The sequence below is a fragment of the Streptomyces sp. NPDC001933 genome (assembly GCF_042890955.1).
Classification (GTDB): Bacteria; Actinomycetota; Actinomycetes; order Streptomycetales; family Streptomycetaceae; genus Streptomyces.
In genome coordinates this window covers 65,120-80,399 of the sequence record NZ_JBIASS010000025.1, presented here as the reverse complement: position 1 = coordinate 80,399, position 15,280 = coordinate 65,120, and the positions used below count along the sequence as shown (strand labels likewise).

Here is a 15,280-nt window from a genome sequence, read left to right as displayed (position 1 = left end):
TGTACCAACGAGCTCCGCTGCTCCACGCACGGAATCCCTCAACGGGCTTGCGTGACCAGCGAAAACGCTAACTACCCGGCCTTGGGTCAAGGCCCCTCCCCATGCTGGCCCGCATGCTGTACGAGCGGGGTCTGCAGAACTCCCGCCTGGGGCGGCTGTCCCTGGTCGCCGCGTCGATCGACGACGCGGGGGCCTGGTGCTTCCCGGCCATGTTGACGGCCGTGCACACCGGTTCCGGGGCCGCGGGCGCTCTGCCCGTGATCGGTTACAGCATCCTGTTCACCGCCGTGATGCTGCTCGGAGTGTCCCGGCTGCTGCGGCCGCTGGCGCGGCACGTCGGCCGGCAGGGCACGCTGAGCCCCCGGCGTGATGTACGTCGTCGTCATCGTCCCGATCGTCTGCGGATACCTCACCGACCTGATCGGGATCTACGCGGTCTTCGGCGGCTTCATAGCCGGCCTGGCCATGCCCCGTGACCCGCAGTTCCGCCAAGCGCTGCACAGCCGGATGATGGACACCGTCTCCACGCTACTGCTGCCCATCTTCTTCGCCCTGTCCGGCCTCACCACCGACCTGCAGGGCATCTCGGCCGACACCCTGCTGTTCGGCGTCGCCGCGCTCCTGGCGGGATTCGCGGGCAAGTACTTCGGCAGCGCCCTGGCCATGAAGACACTTCGCTTCAGTTGGCGCAGGCCTTCGCTGTGGGAGGACTGATGAACGCCCGCGGCATGATGATCCTCATCTTCATCAACATCGGCTTGGCGCAGGGCCTGATCACCAAGCCGGTCTTCTCCGTTCTCGTCGTGGTCGCCGTTGTCACGAGCGCCACGGCCCTGCTGCTGTACCGCCGGGCGCTCCCGAAACACCTGGAGATGCAACTCGGCAGCGGAGTGCCCACTCCGGCGCCGGCACCACACCCCCTCACGACGACCGACATGCACTGATTTGCAAGCACCCGCCGGAGGCCCAGACCCATGGTCGGGCCGAGGACATCCCGGTGGACCCACCTCGTGCGCTGCGCACCATGGTGGCCACCGAGAAGGGGCTGCCAGCGGTGTACGTGGCGCATCTGGGTCCGTGAGGGGGATACACAGGGGCGACTTCTGGACGGACTCGCGGGACGCCGGTGCGACGAAGCTCGCCAAGGCCGTCGCCGCCGAGCGCAGCGAGCGGGTGCGGGTGCTCGGTGGCTTCAACGGCACCATGGACGACCGGGTCGACGGCCTCACCTCGCGGCTGCGCTCGGTCCTGGACGTGGCCGGGGACGGGTTCGGCTTCAGCTGGCCGGCGAGGCGGCGCGGATCGACCCAACCCTGGTCCGCGGCGTGGAGCCGCCGGCCGGTGGTGGCCAGAATCAGATGGTTAGCCGCCGGGTGGTGACATATCGTCGGCATATCGAGAATCGCATACGCCCGGGCAACACTCCACTACATTGACTGGCGGCATGTCCTTCAACCCCTCCAGCGAACTCATGCGAACTGCAGCCGGGAATCCGGTCGTCAGGCCGATCAACGACGCCGAGCATGTGGCGTTCGTGCGGGCCCAGCGGTCGGTCAGCTTTCTGCAGACCCCGGCGTGGGGCCGCGTCAAGACCGAGTGGCGCAGCGAGTCCCTCGGCTGGTTCCTGGGTCGGCGCCTGGTTGGTGCTGGGCTCGTACTGCACCGCCCGGTGCCGCGGCTCGACCGCTTCACGCTGGCGTATCTGCCCGAGGGCCCGGTCATCGACTGGAGCGGCGAGATCGGTGCTTGGCTCGATCCGCTGGCGGCCCATCTCAAGGCCCAGGGCGCGTTCGCGATCCGGCTCGGCCCGCCGGTGCGCACACACACCTGGAGCGCCGCCCAGGTCAAGGAGGGCATCGCCGACCCGGGCAGCAAGCGGCTCACCGACATCTCCGGCCCCTGGTCCGACCCGGTCGGTGCCCGCGTGGGCAGCAGGCTCCGGGAGGCCGGCTGGCTGTCGCAGAGCCCGGAGGACGGGTTCGGGGTCGGGCATCCACAGTTCAAGTACGAGATCCCGATGGCAGGCAGGACCGAGGACGAGCTGCTCAAGGGCATGAACCAGCAGTGGCGCCGCAACATCAAGAAGGCGGCCAAGGAGGGCGTCGAGGTCACGGTCAGCGACAGGGGCGCGGAAGACCTCAAGGCGTTTCACGACCTCTACGTCCACACCGCCGAGCGCGACCACTTCACACCCCGGCCGCTGCGCTACTTCGAGACCATGTTCGCGGCGCTGAGTGCCGAGGACCCCGAGCGGATCAAGCTCTATATGGCCCGCCACCAGGGCGACTTGGCCGCCGCCACTGTCCTGGTTCGCGTCGGCGCCCACGCTGTGTACGCCTATGGCGCCTCCTCCACCGCGAAGCGCGAGGTGCGTGGTTCCAACGCCTGCCAGTGGGCGATGATCCGCGACTCGCTCGCGGCCGGATGCGACGTCTACGACCTGCGCGGCATCACCCCCACCCTCAACGCCGACGACCCGCACGTCGGCCTTGTCCAGTTCAAAGTCGGCACCGGCGGCCAGGCGATGCGGTACGTCGGCGAGTGGGACCTGCCGCTGCGGCCGATGGTTTACCGGGCCTTCGGCCTCTATATGAGGCGGCGCGGACGCTGAACCGCACAGCCGACTACGCGAGCGCGGCGGGGACTTCGTCGCGGCGTGCCGCAGGAAGCCTTGACCAGCACACATTCGCCTGCGGCAAGGTGACCGCGCAGCCAGTCGACAGCCGCCACCACGCCGGCCCGGGAGACGGGGCGTCGTAGGAGTCGTTGACCAGCATCGCGCCGCCGCGGCCACATCGAGGGGGAGCTCTGCCGCGAGTGCTGCCGCCGTGGCAGCAGCCGCGTTGAGTGCCTGGTGCGCGCCCACGAGCGGCAGCCCGACGCGAGCCGAGGTGGCAGCGTTCCGCAGCGTGAAGGACGGCCAGCCGAGCCGGTCGAGGACCAGGTCGAGCACCGGTACGTCGGCGTAATCAGCCGCCCCGAAGGCCGCCACCGGACGTGGTGGGGCTCATCTTCGTGCCGTCGTCGAACAGCAGGACTGTGCGGGGCGGTGAGGCCCACCTGGATGGCCTCGCAACCGTAGCGGGCGTCCAGGCCGAAGGCATCGAGTTCGGTCCGGGTGCGCAGGGGGGTAGCCGGTCAGGGGCTCAGGCGCCGGAGAGGATCTCCTTCGACAGCGGGGTCGGTCGTAAGGGGCCCTGGCTCGTCGTCGATGAGTGTGAGGGTGCCGGTGTGGCCCGACCGGCGCAGGGTCTCGGCGGCAGCCAGTCCGGCCTCCGAGGCGCCGACGATCACGCCTCGATCGGGTGCGGCAGTCACGACGACTCCCCGAGCCGGATCGCTGCCCCGGGGCACATCGTGGCCGACTCGCGTACGGCGTCGTGGAGTTCGGAGGGCGGAGTGTCATCGAGGACTTCGACCATGCCGTCCTCGTCCCGCTGGTCGAAGACGTCGGGGGCGAGCATCACGCACTGGCCCGAGGCAACACACCTTGGAACATCGACTGTGCTCCACACGGACATTCAATGGGAGTATCTGCCGCAGGAGTTGGGCTTCGGTTCGGGCATGACGTGCTGGCGGCGTCTGCGGGACTGGAACGAGGCCGGCGTCTGGCAGCGCTTGCACGAAGTGCTGCTGGCCGAGCTGAACGCGGCGGCCCGTCTCGACTGGTCGCGGGCCGTGGTCGATTCCAGCCACGTGCGGGCCGTAAAAGGGGGGACCACACGGGACCGAGTCCGGTCGACCGTGCCCGATCCGGATCGAAACACCACCTGATCACGGACGGGCACGGCACTCCGCTCGCCGTGATCCTCACCGGCGGCAACCGCAACGACGTCACCCAGTTGCTGCCTCTGATCGACGCCATCCCGCCGGTCAGAGGCAGGGTCGGTCACCCACGACGCAAGCCCGACTCCCTCTTCGCCGACCGCGGATACGACCACGACATCTACCGCGACCAGGTCCGCCAACGCCGGATCGTGCCAGCCATCGCCCGCCGCGGCACCCTCCACGGCACCGGACTGGGCATCTACCGCTGGGTCGTGGAACGCACCTTCGCCTGGCTCCACGGCTTCAAACGCCTCCGCATCCGCTGGGAACGCCGAGCCGACATCCACGAAGCCTTCCTCAAGCTCGCCTGCTGCCTGATCACCCGCCGACAGATCAACTCATTGTGTTAGCCGTTGTAATGATATCGATTCCTGGTGTGGGTTGGGGTGTGGGGGCGGGGCTGGGCTGGGGTGTTGCAGGTCGGGTGAGAAGTGGTCGAGGTGTTTTCGGGTGGGGTGGTAGACGGTCTGGCCTGGTGTTAACAAAGACCAGCACACCTCCGACCCCCGCACCCAGCACCCCAGCCACAAACACAGCCTCCCCAGACAAGTCGGCATCAAGTCCGGCAGACCACGCCTCGCCCGGCAGCACCTCCCGAGCCACGCCTCCGGCCCCGGCCAAAAGCAAGCAGCCTTTCAACAGACCCGGGCCGCAACCATCCCATCGGGAGCCGACCGTCTACGAACCTCCGCCGCCGATCTTCACCCCCTCTCCGTAACACAGTGAGGATCCCTTCCCGGAAGAGACCTGCTGGGACGTCACCAACGACTGTCTATGACCCCGCTCTCCCGCGACCAGCCTGGTGCCCGAGGCGGCATCCTCCAGAGCACCAGTGGAAGTCTCGGTGTGCGCATCCCGGGCCGTCGGGACACGCAGGGTGCCGCCCGCGTAGAAAAAGGGTGGAGCTTCCAGCCCGTTGAGACGCTGCAGCGCCTCAACGGCCGCCCCGGTCTGGGATCTCCTGCGTCATTCCTTGCACGATCCCTTGCACGATCTCCTGCGGTATCTGTTGCACCCTCTCTCCACGGCCTCGGGCGTTTGTGCAGGTCACCATGCCTGTAGAGGCGTGGTTGGGGTGCTGACATCCCCTCTGCGCACCCCCCTGCCGCCCGAACTGCCGAAATGGAGAGGGTGGGGGCGGGGGCGGGGCGGGCGGAGCGCTTCGGGGATCGGCGGCCGGCCAGTTTCCTCGCGCGCGTCGGCGGGGCCGCGCGCGGGCCGGGATGTGGCGGCCCCGAAGTCGATGGCGGGTGCCGGGACGTCGCCTTGAGTGCCTGTCAGCCGCCCCGGGTCTCCCCAACCCAGGGCGGCCCGCGTTCGGGACTCAGCGGGGCACACAGGCGCGGTTGCGTGTGACCGTGGACTGCTCCTGGTCTGCCAGGTGTTCGCCCAGGGTGTTCGTCACCTGCCGCGGGTGGTACGCCGCTTCGTGACGCGGGTCTTCTGGCGGAGCTTGCGGGCGGGAGGGCGGGGCGGGGTGGTGTCGGCCGGCCGCGCGGTCACGGCGGCGAGGGTGAGAGCGGCCAGGTCGATCCAGTTCTCGGGCAGCCCCATGGCCAGGAGTGTCACTCCGAGCGCCATCAGGGACGCCATACCCCGCATTCGCGGCCTGCGCGGTCGACCACGTCACCGGCCCCGGCGACTGTTCGCTGACCGCGGCTACGACTTCGACAAGTACCGGCGCCTCATCCGGGCCCGTGGGATCACACCCAAGATCGCCCGCCGCGGCACACCGCACGGCTCCGGACTGGGCAAGACCCGCTGGGTCGTCGAGCGCACCTTCGCCTGGCTCCACCAGTTCAAACGGCTCCGCATCCGCTACGAGATACGCGCGGACCTCCACCTCGGACTGCTCCAACTCGCCTGCAGCATCATCTGCTTGAGACGACTCCGGACCTCATTCTGAAACGATCAGTTATCCCCGGGCCTCGGCCGGCGGCGGCGCAGTCCGTTCGCATAGGCCTGCCCGAACTTCGCACACCAGCGGCGGACCGTCTCATAGGAGACGATCACGCCGCGCCGCAGCATCAGCTCCTCCACCTCGCGGAAGCTGAGCGGGAAACGGAAGTACAGCCACACACAGTGGGAGATCACCTCGACCGGGTACCGGTGCCCCTTGTACAACGGCGACGCGCTGTCCACGGACGGCCCCCTTCACCACGACCAACCCGAAGATCATCCCACCCGGTCGGCCAACGTGACAGCACCGTCGACAGCCCTCTGGGCGCAAGCTGCAACGTGGGCGCAGCGGACCGCTTTTGTCAGCGGGTGGGCCTTGCCGAGCACCTGTACGGTGTCGGAGAGGGTCTGCTCGAAAAGCGGGATTGCCCGGTTCAGGTCCCCGGCCGACTCGTAGGCGTAGGCCAAGTTGTTGCGGGCGGTCAGGGTGGAGGGGTGGGTCTCACCCAGCACCAGGACCCGGGCGTCCACAGTCTGCTCGAAAAGCGGGATTGCCCGGTTCAGGTCCCCGGCCGACTCGTAGGCGCAGGCGAGGTTGTTGCGGGCGGTCAGCGTGTCAGGGTGGTCCTCGCCCATCACCCGTACGGTGTCGGAGAGGGTCCGCTCGAAAAGCGGGATCGCCCCGCTCAGATCCCCCGTCGGCCCGTGGCGATGGTTGTGCCCACACCGGAGGCACCAGTCGGAATGGTGCTCTGACATGACATTCCCTTTCTCGCGTGAGTCGCGCAACTGGAACCGCGGTCGCTCGTAGCGCTTCGACGACTTCGACTTCTCGGTCCGGTTCAGTTACGTGATGGGAAAGTCAAAATAGGTGTCCGGGTAAGGTTCGCCTTTCAGGGTGTAATGCCACCATTCACACTCGTATGGGCTGAAACCGCATGCCTCCATGATGGAGCGGAGGCGTTGTCGATTTCGCGCCTCGGATTGTGTGACCCCTTGTGCTCCGTGATGCGAGATCGGATCCATCAAGTCGTGGTCACCGCCCATGGCGGCAAGTTCTCCGGTGGCCATGTGGTAGAGAGTCAGGTCGACGGTGCTGCCCCGACTGTGGCCGGACTTTGTGGCGACATATCCCATCTCGAACATATCGGCTCTGTCGATATGCGGATGGTGTCGCTGCTTCGTGCGGCCATCCTCCGGCTGCCTCGACCAGCGCACAAAGCAATCTACGGCGCGTTGAGGGCGGTATCCATCCCAGAGGAGCAGGCCAAAGCCATAGGAGCGGGCCTCTTCTCGCGCCCTTTCCAGGGCCGCGAACAAAGGCCTGGTGCCGACGATTCGATTGGCCAGGTAGCCGTCCACGGGTTTGCCGGTAAAGTTGTCCCAGGTGGCGTACTTGGAATCCCAGCGTATTCCGGGTGCACATTCGTCCAGGAAGGCAAAGTTGTCATTCATCGGATTTTCCCCGTCAGTGCCAACGTCACCATCCGGTCGATCACTTCGGTCAGCGTAATCCCTGCAGCCGCCATCATCCTTGGATAACGGCTGTAGGAGGTCAGGCCAGGCAATGTGTTGACCTCGTTGAGGACTACACTTCCATCCTCCTTGAGGAACATGTCCACTCGTGCCAGGCCGCTGCATCCCAGGGCGTGGTAGATGGTCTTTGCCGTCTCCTGAACGAGCGAGCGCGACTCTTCTGAAATGTCGGCGGGAACGATGAACTTTGAGTTCTCGGATCCGCTCTCCGGGTCTTTCTCCTGATGGATCTTGAAGAACCCGTGCGACAGCGCGATTCGATCCACCTCGCCCGCGATCAAATCCAGTTCGTTCCCCAGGATGGCGCATCCGACTTCGCTGCCGACGACAGCCTCTTCGATGAGCACCTTTGAGTCGTACTGTCGCGCGATTTCCACCGCAGGCAGCAGTTCTTCCTTTTGCGATACCTTGCTGACGCCGAAGGACGACCCCGAACGGGCCGGCTTCGCAAAGACGGGATACGTCAGCTGCTCGGGATCAATATTCTCGTTCGCCGCAACGGTCCAGAATTTCGGTGTGGCGATTCCCGCGCTCCTGGCTATTTGGTAAGCAAGGGACTTGTCCATGCACAGAGCGGAACTCTGTACGTCGCAGCCCACGTAGGGGATGCCGGTGAGCTCCAACAGGCCTTGCATCGCGCCGTCTTCGCCAAGTCTTCCGTGCAGGATGGGCAGCACGACGTCCAGATTGATCGTGCTGTAGCGCCCCTGCTCCAGAACGAGCAATCCGCGTACGCTTCTGTCCGGTGACAACAGCGCCGGACGACAGCTGCCGCTCTCCCAGTCTGGGCCAGGGCTGTCGCAAAGTTTCCAAGCACCGCTCTTCGTGATCCCGATGTAGAAGGGTTCGTACTTGTCGAGATCGATATTTTTTGCGACCTCTTGCGCAGATTTGATGGAGATGGGGTGTTCTTCGGAGCAGCCCCCGAATACGATTCCGACGTTGAGCTTATCCATGCTGGTTCCTGCTTTCGAATTTCAGGCAATTGGTGATGGAGTTTTCGACCGTGTCGCTCAGGGCGTGGTCTGTGTAGTAGGCGGTGTGCGGACTGATGATCACGTTCGGCATCTCTTGCAGCCGCAACAACGCCTTGCTGTCAATGGGTTTGTTTCGGCAATCGGTGTAGAAGATTCCTTCCTCTCCTTCGAGGACGTCCAGCGCGGCACCGCCCAAACGGCCGCTCTCCAATGCGAAAACAAGGGCCTCGGTGTCGATAAGTGAACCGCGTCCAGTATTGATAATGCATGAGCCGTGCTTCATCTGCTCGATGCGGTGGCGATTCAGGAGGTGGTGTGTATCCGCGGTGAGCGGCGTGTGGAGCGTTACGATGTCGCTCAGCTGCAGCAATTTATCGAGAGGGGCGTAATCGGCCTCGGTCGTGGGGTGACTGTCATGGGCCAATGTCCGGCATCCGAAACCCCGCAGCCTGTCCATGACTGCTACGCCAATGCGCCCCGTTCCCACGACTCCGATGGTCAGATCGCGAAGCTCTTTTCCGCGGACGTCGTTCAACCGGTAATCGTGCACATCTGCGTGACGGATGATTGACTTTGCGTGTCGCGCCGTCATCAGCATCAGCATCAATGTGTAGTCGGCCACGCTGTCGGGTGAATAGGCGACGTTTTCCACGGAGATGCCGACGCTCGCTGCGTACCCCACATCGATGTGGTTGTATCCCACGCTTCTTGTGGAGATGTAAGCCACGCCTGCCCGGCTGAGTGCAAGAAGAGTGGAATTTGCGATGCCAGTTTTATGGCTGACGCTGATGCATCGGTTTCCGTTTGTCAATTCAACGTTGGCTTCGGATACCGCTGCCTCGGTGATGGTGGGAATTGCGCCGACGTGAGGCGCCATCTCTCGGAACAAGGCGGCCTCGTCCTTCCCACACCCATAAACCGTGACTCCCGTGGGTGCGACGGCTGTGGGATGCGAGGACGTCAACGATTGGGTGCGGCCGACCGCCGCGTGTGCTGGTTCGCTGTAGGTCATGCCTACAGTCAAGGCGGCGTGGCGTTGCCGGAACGTATGAGGTTTTCGATATGCCCACGATATGCTACCGATGGGTAGCGTATCGTCAGTGTATTGAAAACCGCATACACGCTAGCAACACCACACCGCCTTGACTTGAGGCGTGACCTATAGCGAACCAGCCTCCTCGTACCTCTACCTCGCCGGCCTCGCTCCCGCTCGCCGGCTCCCGCGCCGCGTGGGCATCGTTCCGCTCAGCCTCGGCGAGATTGCTGCGGTCGTCGGCGGGACGGTCGCGGGCGACGACGCAGTGACGGTGACCGCGCCGGCCGTGCTCGACGGTCGGCTGGCCGAGCCGGGCGGCCTCTTCGTCGCCATGGCCGGGGAGCGTGCCAACGGCCACGATTTCGCCGACCAGGCCGGCGAGGCAGGGGCGGTGGCTGTGCTCGGCTCCCAGCCCACTCCGCTGCCCACCATCGTCGTCGACGATGTCCAGGCGGCGTTGCAGACGCTCGCCACCCATGTCGTGGCCCAGCTGCGCAACGGGCTGACCGTTGTGGGGCTGACCGGCTCCCAGGGTAAGACCAGCACCAAAGACCTGTTGGCTGCCGTGCTTTCGAATGCCGGGCCGACGGTCGCCACCATCGGCTCGCTCAACAACGAGCTTGGTGTACCGCTCACCATGCTGCGCGCCGACATGGGCACCCAGTACCTCGTCCTTGAGATGGGAGCTCGCCGCATCGGCGACATCGCCGAGCTAGCGGGCCTGGTCGCGCCTGACATCGCCGTCGTCCTCAACGTCGGCAAGGCACACCTCGGTGAGTTCGGGTCGCGCGGAGCCATCGCCAAGGCCAAGGGGGAGCTGGTGGAGGGGCTGGCGCCCGGCGGGACCGCCGTCCTCAACGCCGACGATCCCCGGGTGGTCGCGATGCGCGCGCTCACCGACGGTCCGGTGGTGACCTTCGGGCGGGCCGAGCACGCCGACGTACGTGTGCTCGACCTGGCGCTGGACCGGCTCGGCCGGCCGTCCTTCACGCTGCGGACCGCCGACGCCTCGGCTCGCGTCGCGCTGCCGCTCGTGGGTGCGCACCAGGCACTCAACGCGGCGGCTGCCGCGGCGGCGGGGCTGTCGGCCGGCATACCTCTGGAGGTGGCCGCGGCGGCGTTGGGCACAGTCTCGCTGTCGAAGTGGCGCATGGAGCTGCGCGACCTCGCCGGCGGCGCGATGCTGCTCAACGACTCCTACAACGCCAACCCCGACTCGACCCGCGCCGCCCTGGACGCGCTGGCAGCAATCGAGGGCGTGCGTCGCATCGCCGTCCTCGGCGAAATGCTCGAGCTGGGGCAGGAGAGCGAGGCCGAGCACCGTGCAATCGGCGCGTACGCCGCCGCCCGGGCCGACGTGGTGGCGACCGTCGGCGCGGGCGGCCGTTCGATCGCCGCCGGCGCGGGAGAGGCGGCGGTGGCGCTGGCCGACAACGACGCGGCCGTCGACTGGCTGCGCGGCCACATTGCCGCAGGCGACGTGGTCCTCGTCAAGGCTTCCCGCGGTGCGTGTCTCGACGAGGTCGCCGCCGCGCTCACGTAGCTTGCCGGGGCGAGCCGGACATCCGCGTCGCGGAGTGGACGGTCGACGACGTGGTCCGGGACCTTGGAGGTCGCAGGAACCGGGACGACTTCCCTGCTTCGTCGACGTACCCGCGGCGCCGGTAGAACTTGTGTACACCATGCCGACGATCACCACTGGTGACCTTCATGCCGAGGCATCCGCGCGTGGGGGCAAAGGACTCCGCGGCCGCGACATGTTCATCGGCGACGCCCGCACCGCCGATGAACAACCCGCCCTCGACGCCGACTTTTTCGCGCCGCCCGGACTCGTTCGACTCACGATGGACCTCAAAGGCGGTTTCCCTTAGCTTGATCTTTAAGGCTGCTGCTCGGCCCCGCCGCGTCTAGGCGTATCCGTTTTACGCTGTTTCTTGCCGACTGGGTGGCGGGGTGCGGGTGTGGAGGTGCGGCCCTTGGGGCGGCCTGGGCCGGGGTGGGAGGCTTTTGGCGCGCGGGCTGGAGTGCCCACGGTCCGTTGGATGCGGGGATAGCCCCGTCGGACCCGGCCGGGGGTGAGCTGATCCGGTGTCAGGGGCTTTTCCCAGGGTCGCCGCAGGTCCTCGGCCAGGGGCCGGGCGAGACGGAGTTGCGCGTAGGCGGCGAGGATCAGCCACACCCACCGGTCGGCCTGTTCGGGGGTGCGCAAGCGGGGTCAAGCTGTCCTGGACGACTGCCTGTACCAACGAGCTCCGTTGCTCCCCGCACGGAATCCCTCAACGGGCTTGCGTGACCAGCGAAAACGCTAACTACCCGGCCTTGGGGGAAAGCCCCTGCCCCTGTCAACGAGCTTGCGGAGCATTGCGGATCTCCTGGGTCGTTGGAGGCAAGTCAGCGTCCGGGTGGTACTCGAAATGCCACCACTCGTTGTCGTAGATGCGGTAGAGGTCGTAGCGGGCACCGTGTTCCTCGAGCCAGCGCGCGCCTTCGTACGGGCGCACATCCAGCGCGGTGCCCTTGACGTGCCTGGATTCCGCCGGTGGCAGCACGAGCATCCGGGCCGCGGCCAGTGAGCCGACGCGGCGCACCTCCTGGTCGAACAACCGTTGCTGGACGAGGGGATCGCGGTATCCCGAGGTGAGGCCGATGAGTTGCCCGTGGCGCCAGAGAGCCCCGGCGCGTGCGGCGGTGAACGCCGCCCTGGCACCGTCGGTGAGCCCGGTGAGATCCTCGGCAGGAAAACGGATCCCCAACGCCCAGTCGCAGGCCAGTTCACGGGCGCGGCCGGGATTGCGGACGAACGCAACCGGGAGCAGGAGCACGGCGAGCACCACCGCAAGTACGGCGAACAGCCTGTCACGGGGCCGAGGCGGGATAATGTGTGGTTCGTTCATACCTCCAGTCGAGGGGGCATGACGTTGTCAGCCCGTATCCAGTTTTCGATATGCCGACGATATGCACCAGCTCGTAGCATGAGGCCATGCGTGTTTTAGTCGTTGAGGACGAGCCATACATGGCAGAGGCCATCCGCGATGGGCTGCGCCTGGAGGCGATCGCGGCCGACATCGCCGGGGACGGTGATACCGCTCTGGAACTGCTGAGCATCAACACCTACGCCATCGCCGTCCTCGACCGGGACATCCCCGGACCTACCGGTGACGAGATCGCCCAACGCATCGTTGCCTCCGGCGGCGGCATGCCGATCCTCATGCTGACCGCTGCCGACCGGCTCGACGACAAGGCCAGCGGGTTCGAGCTCGGCGCTGACGACTACCTCACCAAGCCCTTCGAACTCCGAGAACTCGTGCTCAGGCTCAGAGCACTCGACCGCAGGAGCGCCCACAACAGACCACCTGTGCGAGAGATCGCAGGCTTGCGTGTGGATCCGTTCCGCCGCGAGGTCTACCGCGAAGGCCGCTACATCGCGCTCACCAGGAAGCAGTTCGCTACGCTCGAAGTCCTCGTCGCTGCCGAAGGCGGTGTCATCAGCGCAGAAGAGTTGCTGGAGCGAGCGTGGGATGGGAACGCAGATCCGTTCACCAACGCGGTGCGCATCACGGTATCGGCCTTGCGTAAACGCCTCGGCGAGCCCTGGCTGATCACCACCGTGGCCGGGGTCGGTTACCGCATCGACACAGGACCGAACGCCGATGACCAGGAAGCGGAGCGTGGATAGGCGTCAAGGGTTGAGTGTCCGCCTCAAGCTCACCCTCAGCTACGCCGCATTCCTCGAGATCGCGGGCGCCCTGCTGCTCGCCGCCGTGTGGATGTTTCTTCTGCGAGGAAGGTCGGACAGCCTGAGCGTCCCTGATCGGACCGACTTCCTACGCGTCTTCGACCCAAGCAATTTTGGACCGGTCGTCTTCATCCCGGCGGGAATCCTAGTGCTGGCGTTCCTGCTGATGTTCGGTCTCGTGGGCGGGTGGATTCTGGCCGGCCGGATGCTCACCCCGCTGATTCGCATCACCGACGCCACACGCAGGGTGGCGAACAATGGACCGCTCTCCCACCGGATCCGCCTACCGGGTCGCCGAGATGAGTTCCGCGAACTCGCCGACTCCTTCGACGTCATGCTCGCGCAGCTCGAAGCCCACGTCGCCGAACAGCAGCGATTCGCGGCCAATGCCTCTCATGAACTGCGCACTCCGCTGGCGGTCACTCAGGCGCTTCTCGACGTGGCCCGCAACGATCCGAACCGCGACACCGACGAGCTTGTCGAGCGCCTCCGCGTGATCAACACCCGGGCCATCGACCTCACTGAAGCATTGCTCCTGCTCAGCCGCGCCAACCAGCGGTCATTCACCAGGGAACACGTCGACCTGTCCCTCATGGCGGAAGAAGCCACGGAAACGCTCCTCCCTTTGGCGGAAAAGCATGGCGTCACCATCGAAACCACCGGCGACATGAGCATCACCATCGGCTCTCAGGCGCTCCTGCTGCAGATGACCACGAACCTGCTGCACAACGCGATCGGCCACAACCTGCCTGAACAGGGCATCGTATGGGTGAATACCAGCGTCCACCCCAACTCTGTTGTGCTCGTTGTCGAGAACACCGGCGAGAAGCTCACCTCAGAGCTGGCGTCGACGCTCACCGAGCCATTCCAGCGCGGCACCGAACGCTTGCACTCCGACCACGCAGGTGTCGGCCTCGGCCTGGCAATCGTCAAAAGCATCACCCGAGCACACGACGGAACCCTCACCCTCACCCCCCGCCCCGCTGGCGGGCTCCGCGTCACGGTGCGACTGCCCGCCGCGTCAGCGCACACACAAACAGATGGCGATCAGGCCTGACGAAGGGGCCTTGACCGGTCAAGGCCCGTCAACCTCATACGCCCGAAGGCCCCGAGGATGGCCGAGCGTCTGGTCGACGACATCTTCACCGCACTCGACGAGCAAACCGTCATCGTCCCGGGCATGCATCCTGGATCTATTACGGCAAGAAAACCGCCCAGGGCAAACACCGCACCCAAGCCATCCTCTGTCTCGCCAGACGCCGGGCCGACGCTCTCTTCGCGATGCTCCGCGACGGCACTTTCTGCGAACCACGGCCAGCAGCGGGTGTCACGTAACCATAGGCTCCGCCAACAGCACCACCTGATCGGCCTCAACATCGAACCCGAGCATCGGATGACTGTGGTCGGCGCCCTCGGCATCCATCAGCACCGGCTTGCCCAGCCGCCGCCCGACCACCCGCAAGAAGCCACAGAACACATCCAGTCGCTCCTGGCCCTGGAGCTCCCGCAGATCAACATCGAAGTCGATCTCCTCCACCGCCCAGAACCGGAAGATCGCCAGCACACCGGCAGCCGGCCAGACCCTCAGCTCCGGGCATTCAGCGTCAGCCGGGCGAGACAGAACTGCCTCCGCCCGAGGCACTGGCAGCACCATCTCGCCTTCGGAGTACTGAAACGTCCAGCCACTTACGCTGACGAGGTCCAAAACCGATTGCCAGTCCTCAACCGAGGCATCAGGAACAATCACGTCCGGCAGTGACCCCATCAAGTCCGGGTCGAACAAGCTCACTACGTCATCCCACAACAAGCCAGGCATCACGCCATGCTGCCCCGAACCTCACCAGAACGCAGCCCGATTCCCTTGACGAACCCCATAGAGGGGCACCCCCCGCGTCTCGGGCGCATCCGGTAGCCGGTCAGCTCCTCCCCACGGGACTGCCCCAAAGGTCTCACGGCTCCGCAACGGGCCATCGCGGACCGGTCGCTCGGCACACATGGGAGCTGGGTGCCATCGGGCCCATTGCAACCGCTGGCTTCAGGGCCGGTTCTTGTTGGTGTTGTGCCTGTCGGCGTACACCTTCAGCCGGATACATGTCTGCCGAGGAGTACCTGCTCGGCTTCCCGGCTCAGCCAACTAGCTTGCCTTGCACAGCAGTTAGCAATCAGAGATGCACTTGCCAACTTGGAAAGCAGATGTCAAGGTGGCAATGAAAACGGCGCAGTACCACGGCGAGACCTGGAATAGATCTTCGGAACACCGTCACCAAA

General features: G+C 65.8%; 15 protein-coding genes and 7 pseudogenes. 11 read left to right on the top strand and 11 right to left on the bottom strand.

Annotated features, from left to right (window positions below):
- Positions 1–369 precede the first annotated feature (369 nt).
- From ACFYY7_RS38305 to ACFYY7_RS38290, 4 genes and pseudogenes are all read left to right on the top strand, one after another.
- Entirely contained in the window at positions 370–714 is a 345-nt protein-coding gene (locus tag ACFYY7_RS38305; protein ID WP_388668807.1) for a cation:proton antiporter, read from the top strand.
- Positions 714–944 carry a hypothetical protein gene (locus ACFYY7_RS38300; protein WP_388668792.1) on the top strand — a complete coding sequence of 77 codons (231 nt, stop codon included), beginning with the start codon at positions 714–716 and terminating at the stop codon, positions 942–944. Before ACFYY7_RS38305 ends, ACFYY7_RS38300 begins: the two co-directional genes overlap by 1 nt.
- A 35-nt stretch (positions 945–979) precedes the next feature.
- Positions 980–1,436, top strand: a pseudogene (locus ACFYY7_RS38295) (hypothetical protein); the annotation flags it as partial.
- 8 nt (positions 1,437–1,444) lie between these two features.
- A complete protein-coding gene (locus tag ACFYY7_RS38290) occupies positions 1,445–2,611 on the top strand; it encodes a lipid II:glycine glycyltransferase FemX (RefSeq protein ID WP_388668789.1) in 1,167 nt (388 codons plus the stop codon).
- Positions 2,612–3,045: 434 nt separating this feature from the next.
- Here the strand turns inward: ACFYY7_RS38290 and ACFYY7_RS38285 are convergent.
- Together ACFYY7_RS38285 and ACFYY7_RS38280 are read right to left on the bottom strand one after the other, a co-directional pair.
- Positions 3,046–3,318: pseudogene (locus ACFYY7_RS38285) on the bottom strand (FAD-dependent oxidoreductase); the annotation flags it as partial.
- Complete coding sequence (locus ACFYY7_RS38280) at positions 3,315–3,521, bottom strand: ferredoxin (RefSeq protein ID WP_388668786.1); 207 nt, start codon at positions 3,519–3,521, stop codon at positions 3,315–3,317. The gene ACFYY7_RS38280 and the pseudogene ACFYY7_RS38285, both read right to left, overlap by 4 nt.
- On the opposite strand from ACFYY7_RS38280, the pseudogene ACFYY7_RS38275 reads away from it, so the two are divergent.
- Positions 3,493–4,178 (top strand): annotated as a pseudogene (locus tag ACFYY7_RS38275) (IS5 family transposase); the annotation flags it as partial. The gene ACFYY7_RS38280 and the pseudogene ACFYY7_RS38275 sit on opposite strands and share 29 nt — an antisense overlap.
- Before the next feature lie 1,051 nt (positions 4,179–5,229).
- Here ACFYY7_RS38275 and ACFYY7_RS38270 read toward each other — a convergent pair.
- The gene (locus tag ACFYY7_RS38270) at positions 5,230–5,382 is read right to left on the bottom strand and encodes a hypothetical protein (RefSeq protein ID WP_388668783.1); all 153 of its coding nucleotides are present in this window, start codon (positions 5,380–5,382) and stop codon (positions 5,230–5,232) included.
- Positions 5,383–5,413: 31 nt separating this feature from the next.
- On the opposite strand from ACFYY7_RS38270, the pseudogene ACFYY7_RS38265 reads away from it, so the two are divergent.
- Positions 5,414–5,734: pseudogene (locus ACFYY7_RS38265) on the top strand (transposase); the annotation flags it as partial.
- Positions 5,735–5,745: 11 nt separating this feature from the next.
- Here ACFYY7_RS38265 and ACFYY7_RS38260 read toward each other — a convergent pair.
- The 5 genes and pseudogenes from ACFYY7_RS38260 to vanH form a co-directional block, all read right to left on the bottom strand.
- Positions 5,746–5,970: pseudogene (locus ACFYY7_RS38260) on the bottom strand (IS6 family transposase); the annotation flags it as partial.
- A 33-nt stretch (positions 5,971–6,003) separates the two neighbouring features.
- Complete coding sequence (locus tag ACFYY7_RS38255; protein WP_388668780.1) at positions 6,004–6,486, bottom strand: tetratricopeptide repeat protein; 483 nt, start codon at positions 6,484–6,486, stop codon at positions 6,004–6,006.
- Between the two features lie 87 nt (positions 6,487–6,573).
- Entirely contained in the window at positions 6,574–7,182 is a 609-nt protein-coding gene (gene vanX, locus ACFYY7_RS38250; RefSeq protein WP_388668777.1) for a D-Ala-D-Ala dipeptidase VanX, read from the bottom strand.
- Entirely contained in the window at positions 7,179–8,219 is a 1,041-nt protein-coding gene (gene vanA, locus ACFYY7_RS38245) for a D-alanine--(R)-lactate ligase (protein WP_388668774.1), read from the bottom strand. Before vanA ends, vanX begins: the two co-directional genes overlap by 4 nt.
- Positions 8,212–9,252: a D-lactate dehydrogenase VanH gene (gene vanH, locus ACFYY7_RS38240; protein ID WP_388668771.1), complete on the bottom strand. Its 1,041-nt coding sequence runs from the start codon at positions 9,250–9,252 to the stop codon at positions 8,212–8,214. Before vanH ends, vanA begins: the two co-directional genes overlap by 8 nt.
- 223 nt (positions 9,253–9,475) lie before the next feature.
- Between vanH and murF the strand changes: the two genes are divergently transcribed.
- Both murF and ACFYY7_RS38230 read left to right on the top strand, forming a co-directional pair.
- Positions 9,476–10,819, top strand: a complete 1,344-nt coding sequence (murF, locus tag ACFYY7_RS38235) for a UDP-N-acetylmuramoyl-tripeptide--D-alanyl-D-alanine ligase (RefSeq protein ID WP_388668804.1) — start codon at positions 9,476–9,478, stop codon at positions 10,817–10,819.
- Between the two features lie 139 nt (positions 10,820–10,958).
- On the top strand, positions 10,959–11,147 hold the full coding sequence (locus tag ACFYY7_RS38230; protein WP_388668768.1) for a hypothetical protein: 189 nt from the start codon (positions 10,959–10,961) through the stop codon (positions 11,145–11,147).
- Between the two features lie 8 nt (positions 11,148–11,155).
- Here the strand turns inward: ACFYY7_RS38230 and ACFYY7_RS38225 are convergent.
- Both ACFYY7_RS38225 and vanY-N read right to left on the bottom strand, forming a co-directional pair.
- Positions 11,156–11,491: pseudogene (locus ACFYY7_RS38225) on the bottom strand (transposase); the annotation flags it as partial.
- A gap of 127 nt (positions 11,492–11,618) precedes the next feature.
- The gene (gene vanY-N, locus ACFYY7_RS38220) at positions 11,619–12,170 is read right to left on the bottom strand and encodes a D,D-peptidase/D,D-carboxypeptidase VanY-N (protein WP_072489756.1); all 552 of its coding nucleotides are present in this window, start codon (positions 12,168–12,170) and stop codon (positions 11,619–11,621) included.
- A gap of 86 nt (positions 12,171–12,256) precedes the next feature.
- Here vanY-N and ACFYY7_RS38215 point away from each other — a divergent pair, with 86 nt between their 5' ends.
- The 3 genes and pseudogenes from ACFYY7_RS38215 to ACFYY7_RS38205 all read left to right on the top strand — a co-directional run.
- Entirely contained in the window at positions 12,257–12,952 is a 696-nt protein-coding gene (locus ACFYY7_RS38215; protein ID WP_072489755.1) for a response regulator transcription factor, read from the top strand.
- 10 nt (positions 12,953–12,962) lie between these two features.
- Positions 12,963–14,069: a sensor histidine kinase gene (locus tag ACFYY7_RS38210; protein ID WP_388668763.1), complete on the top strand. Its 1,107-nt coding sequence runs from the start codon at positions 12,963–12,965 to the stop codon at positions 14,067–14,069.
- Between the two features lie 137 nt (positions 14,070–14,206).
- Positions 14,207–14,347, top strand: a pseudogene (locus ACFYY7_RS38205) (IS110 family transposase); the annotation flags it as partial.
- Here ACFYY7_RS38205 and ACFYY7_RS38200 read toward each other — a convergent pair.
- Positions 14,340–14,828 carry a hypothetical protein gene (locus tag ACFYY7_RS38200; protein ID WP_388668760.1) on the bottom strand — a complete coding sequence of 163 codons (489 nt, stop codon included), beginning with the start codon at positions 14,826–14,828 and terminating at the stop codon, positions 14,340–14,342. The pseudogene ACFYY7_RS38205 and the gene ACFYY7_RS38200 sit on opposite strands and share 8 nt — an antisense overlap.
- Between the last annotated feature and the right edge of the window lie 452 nt (positions 14,829–15,280).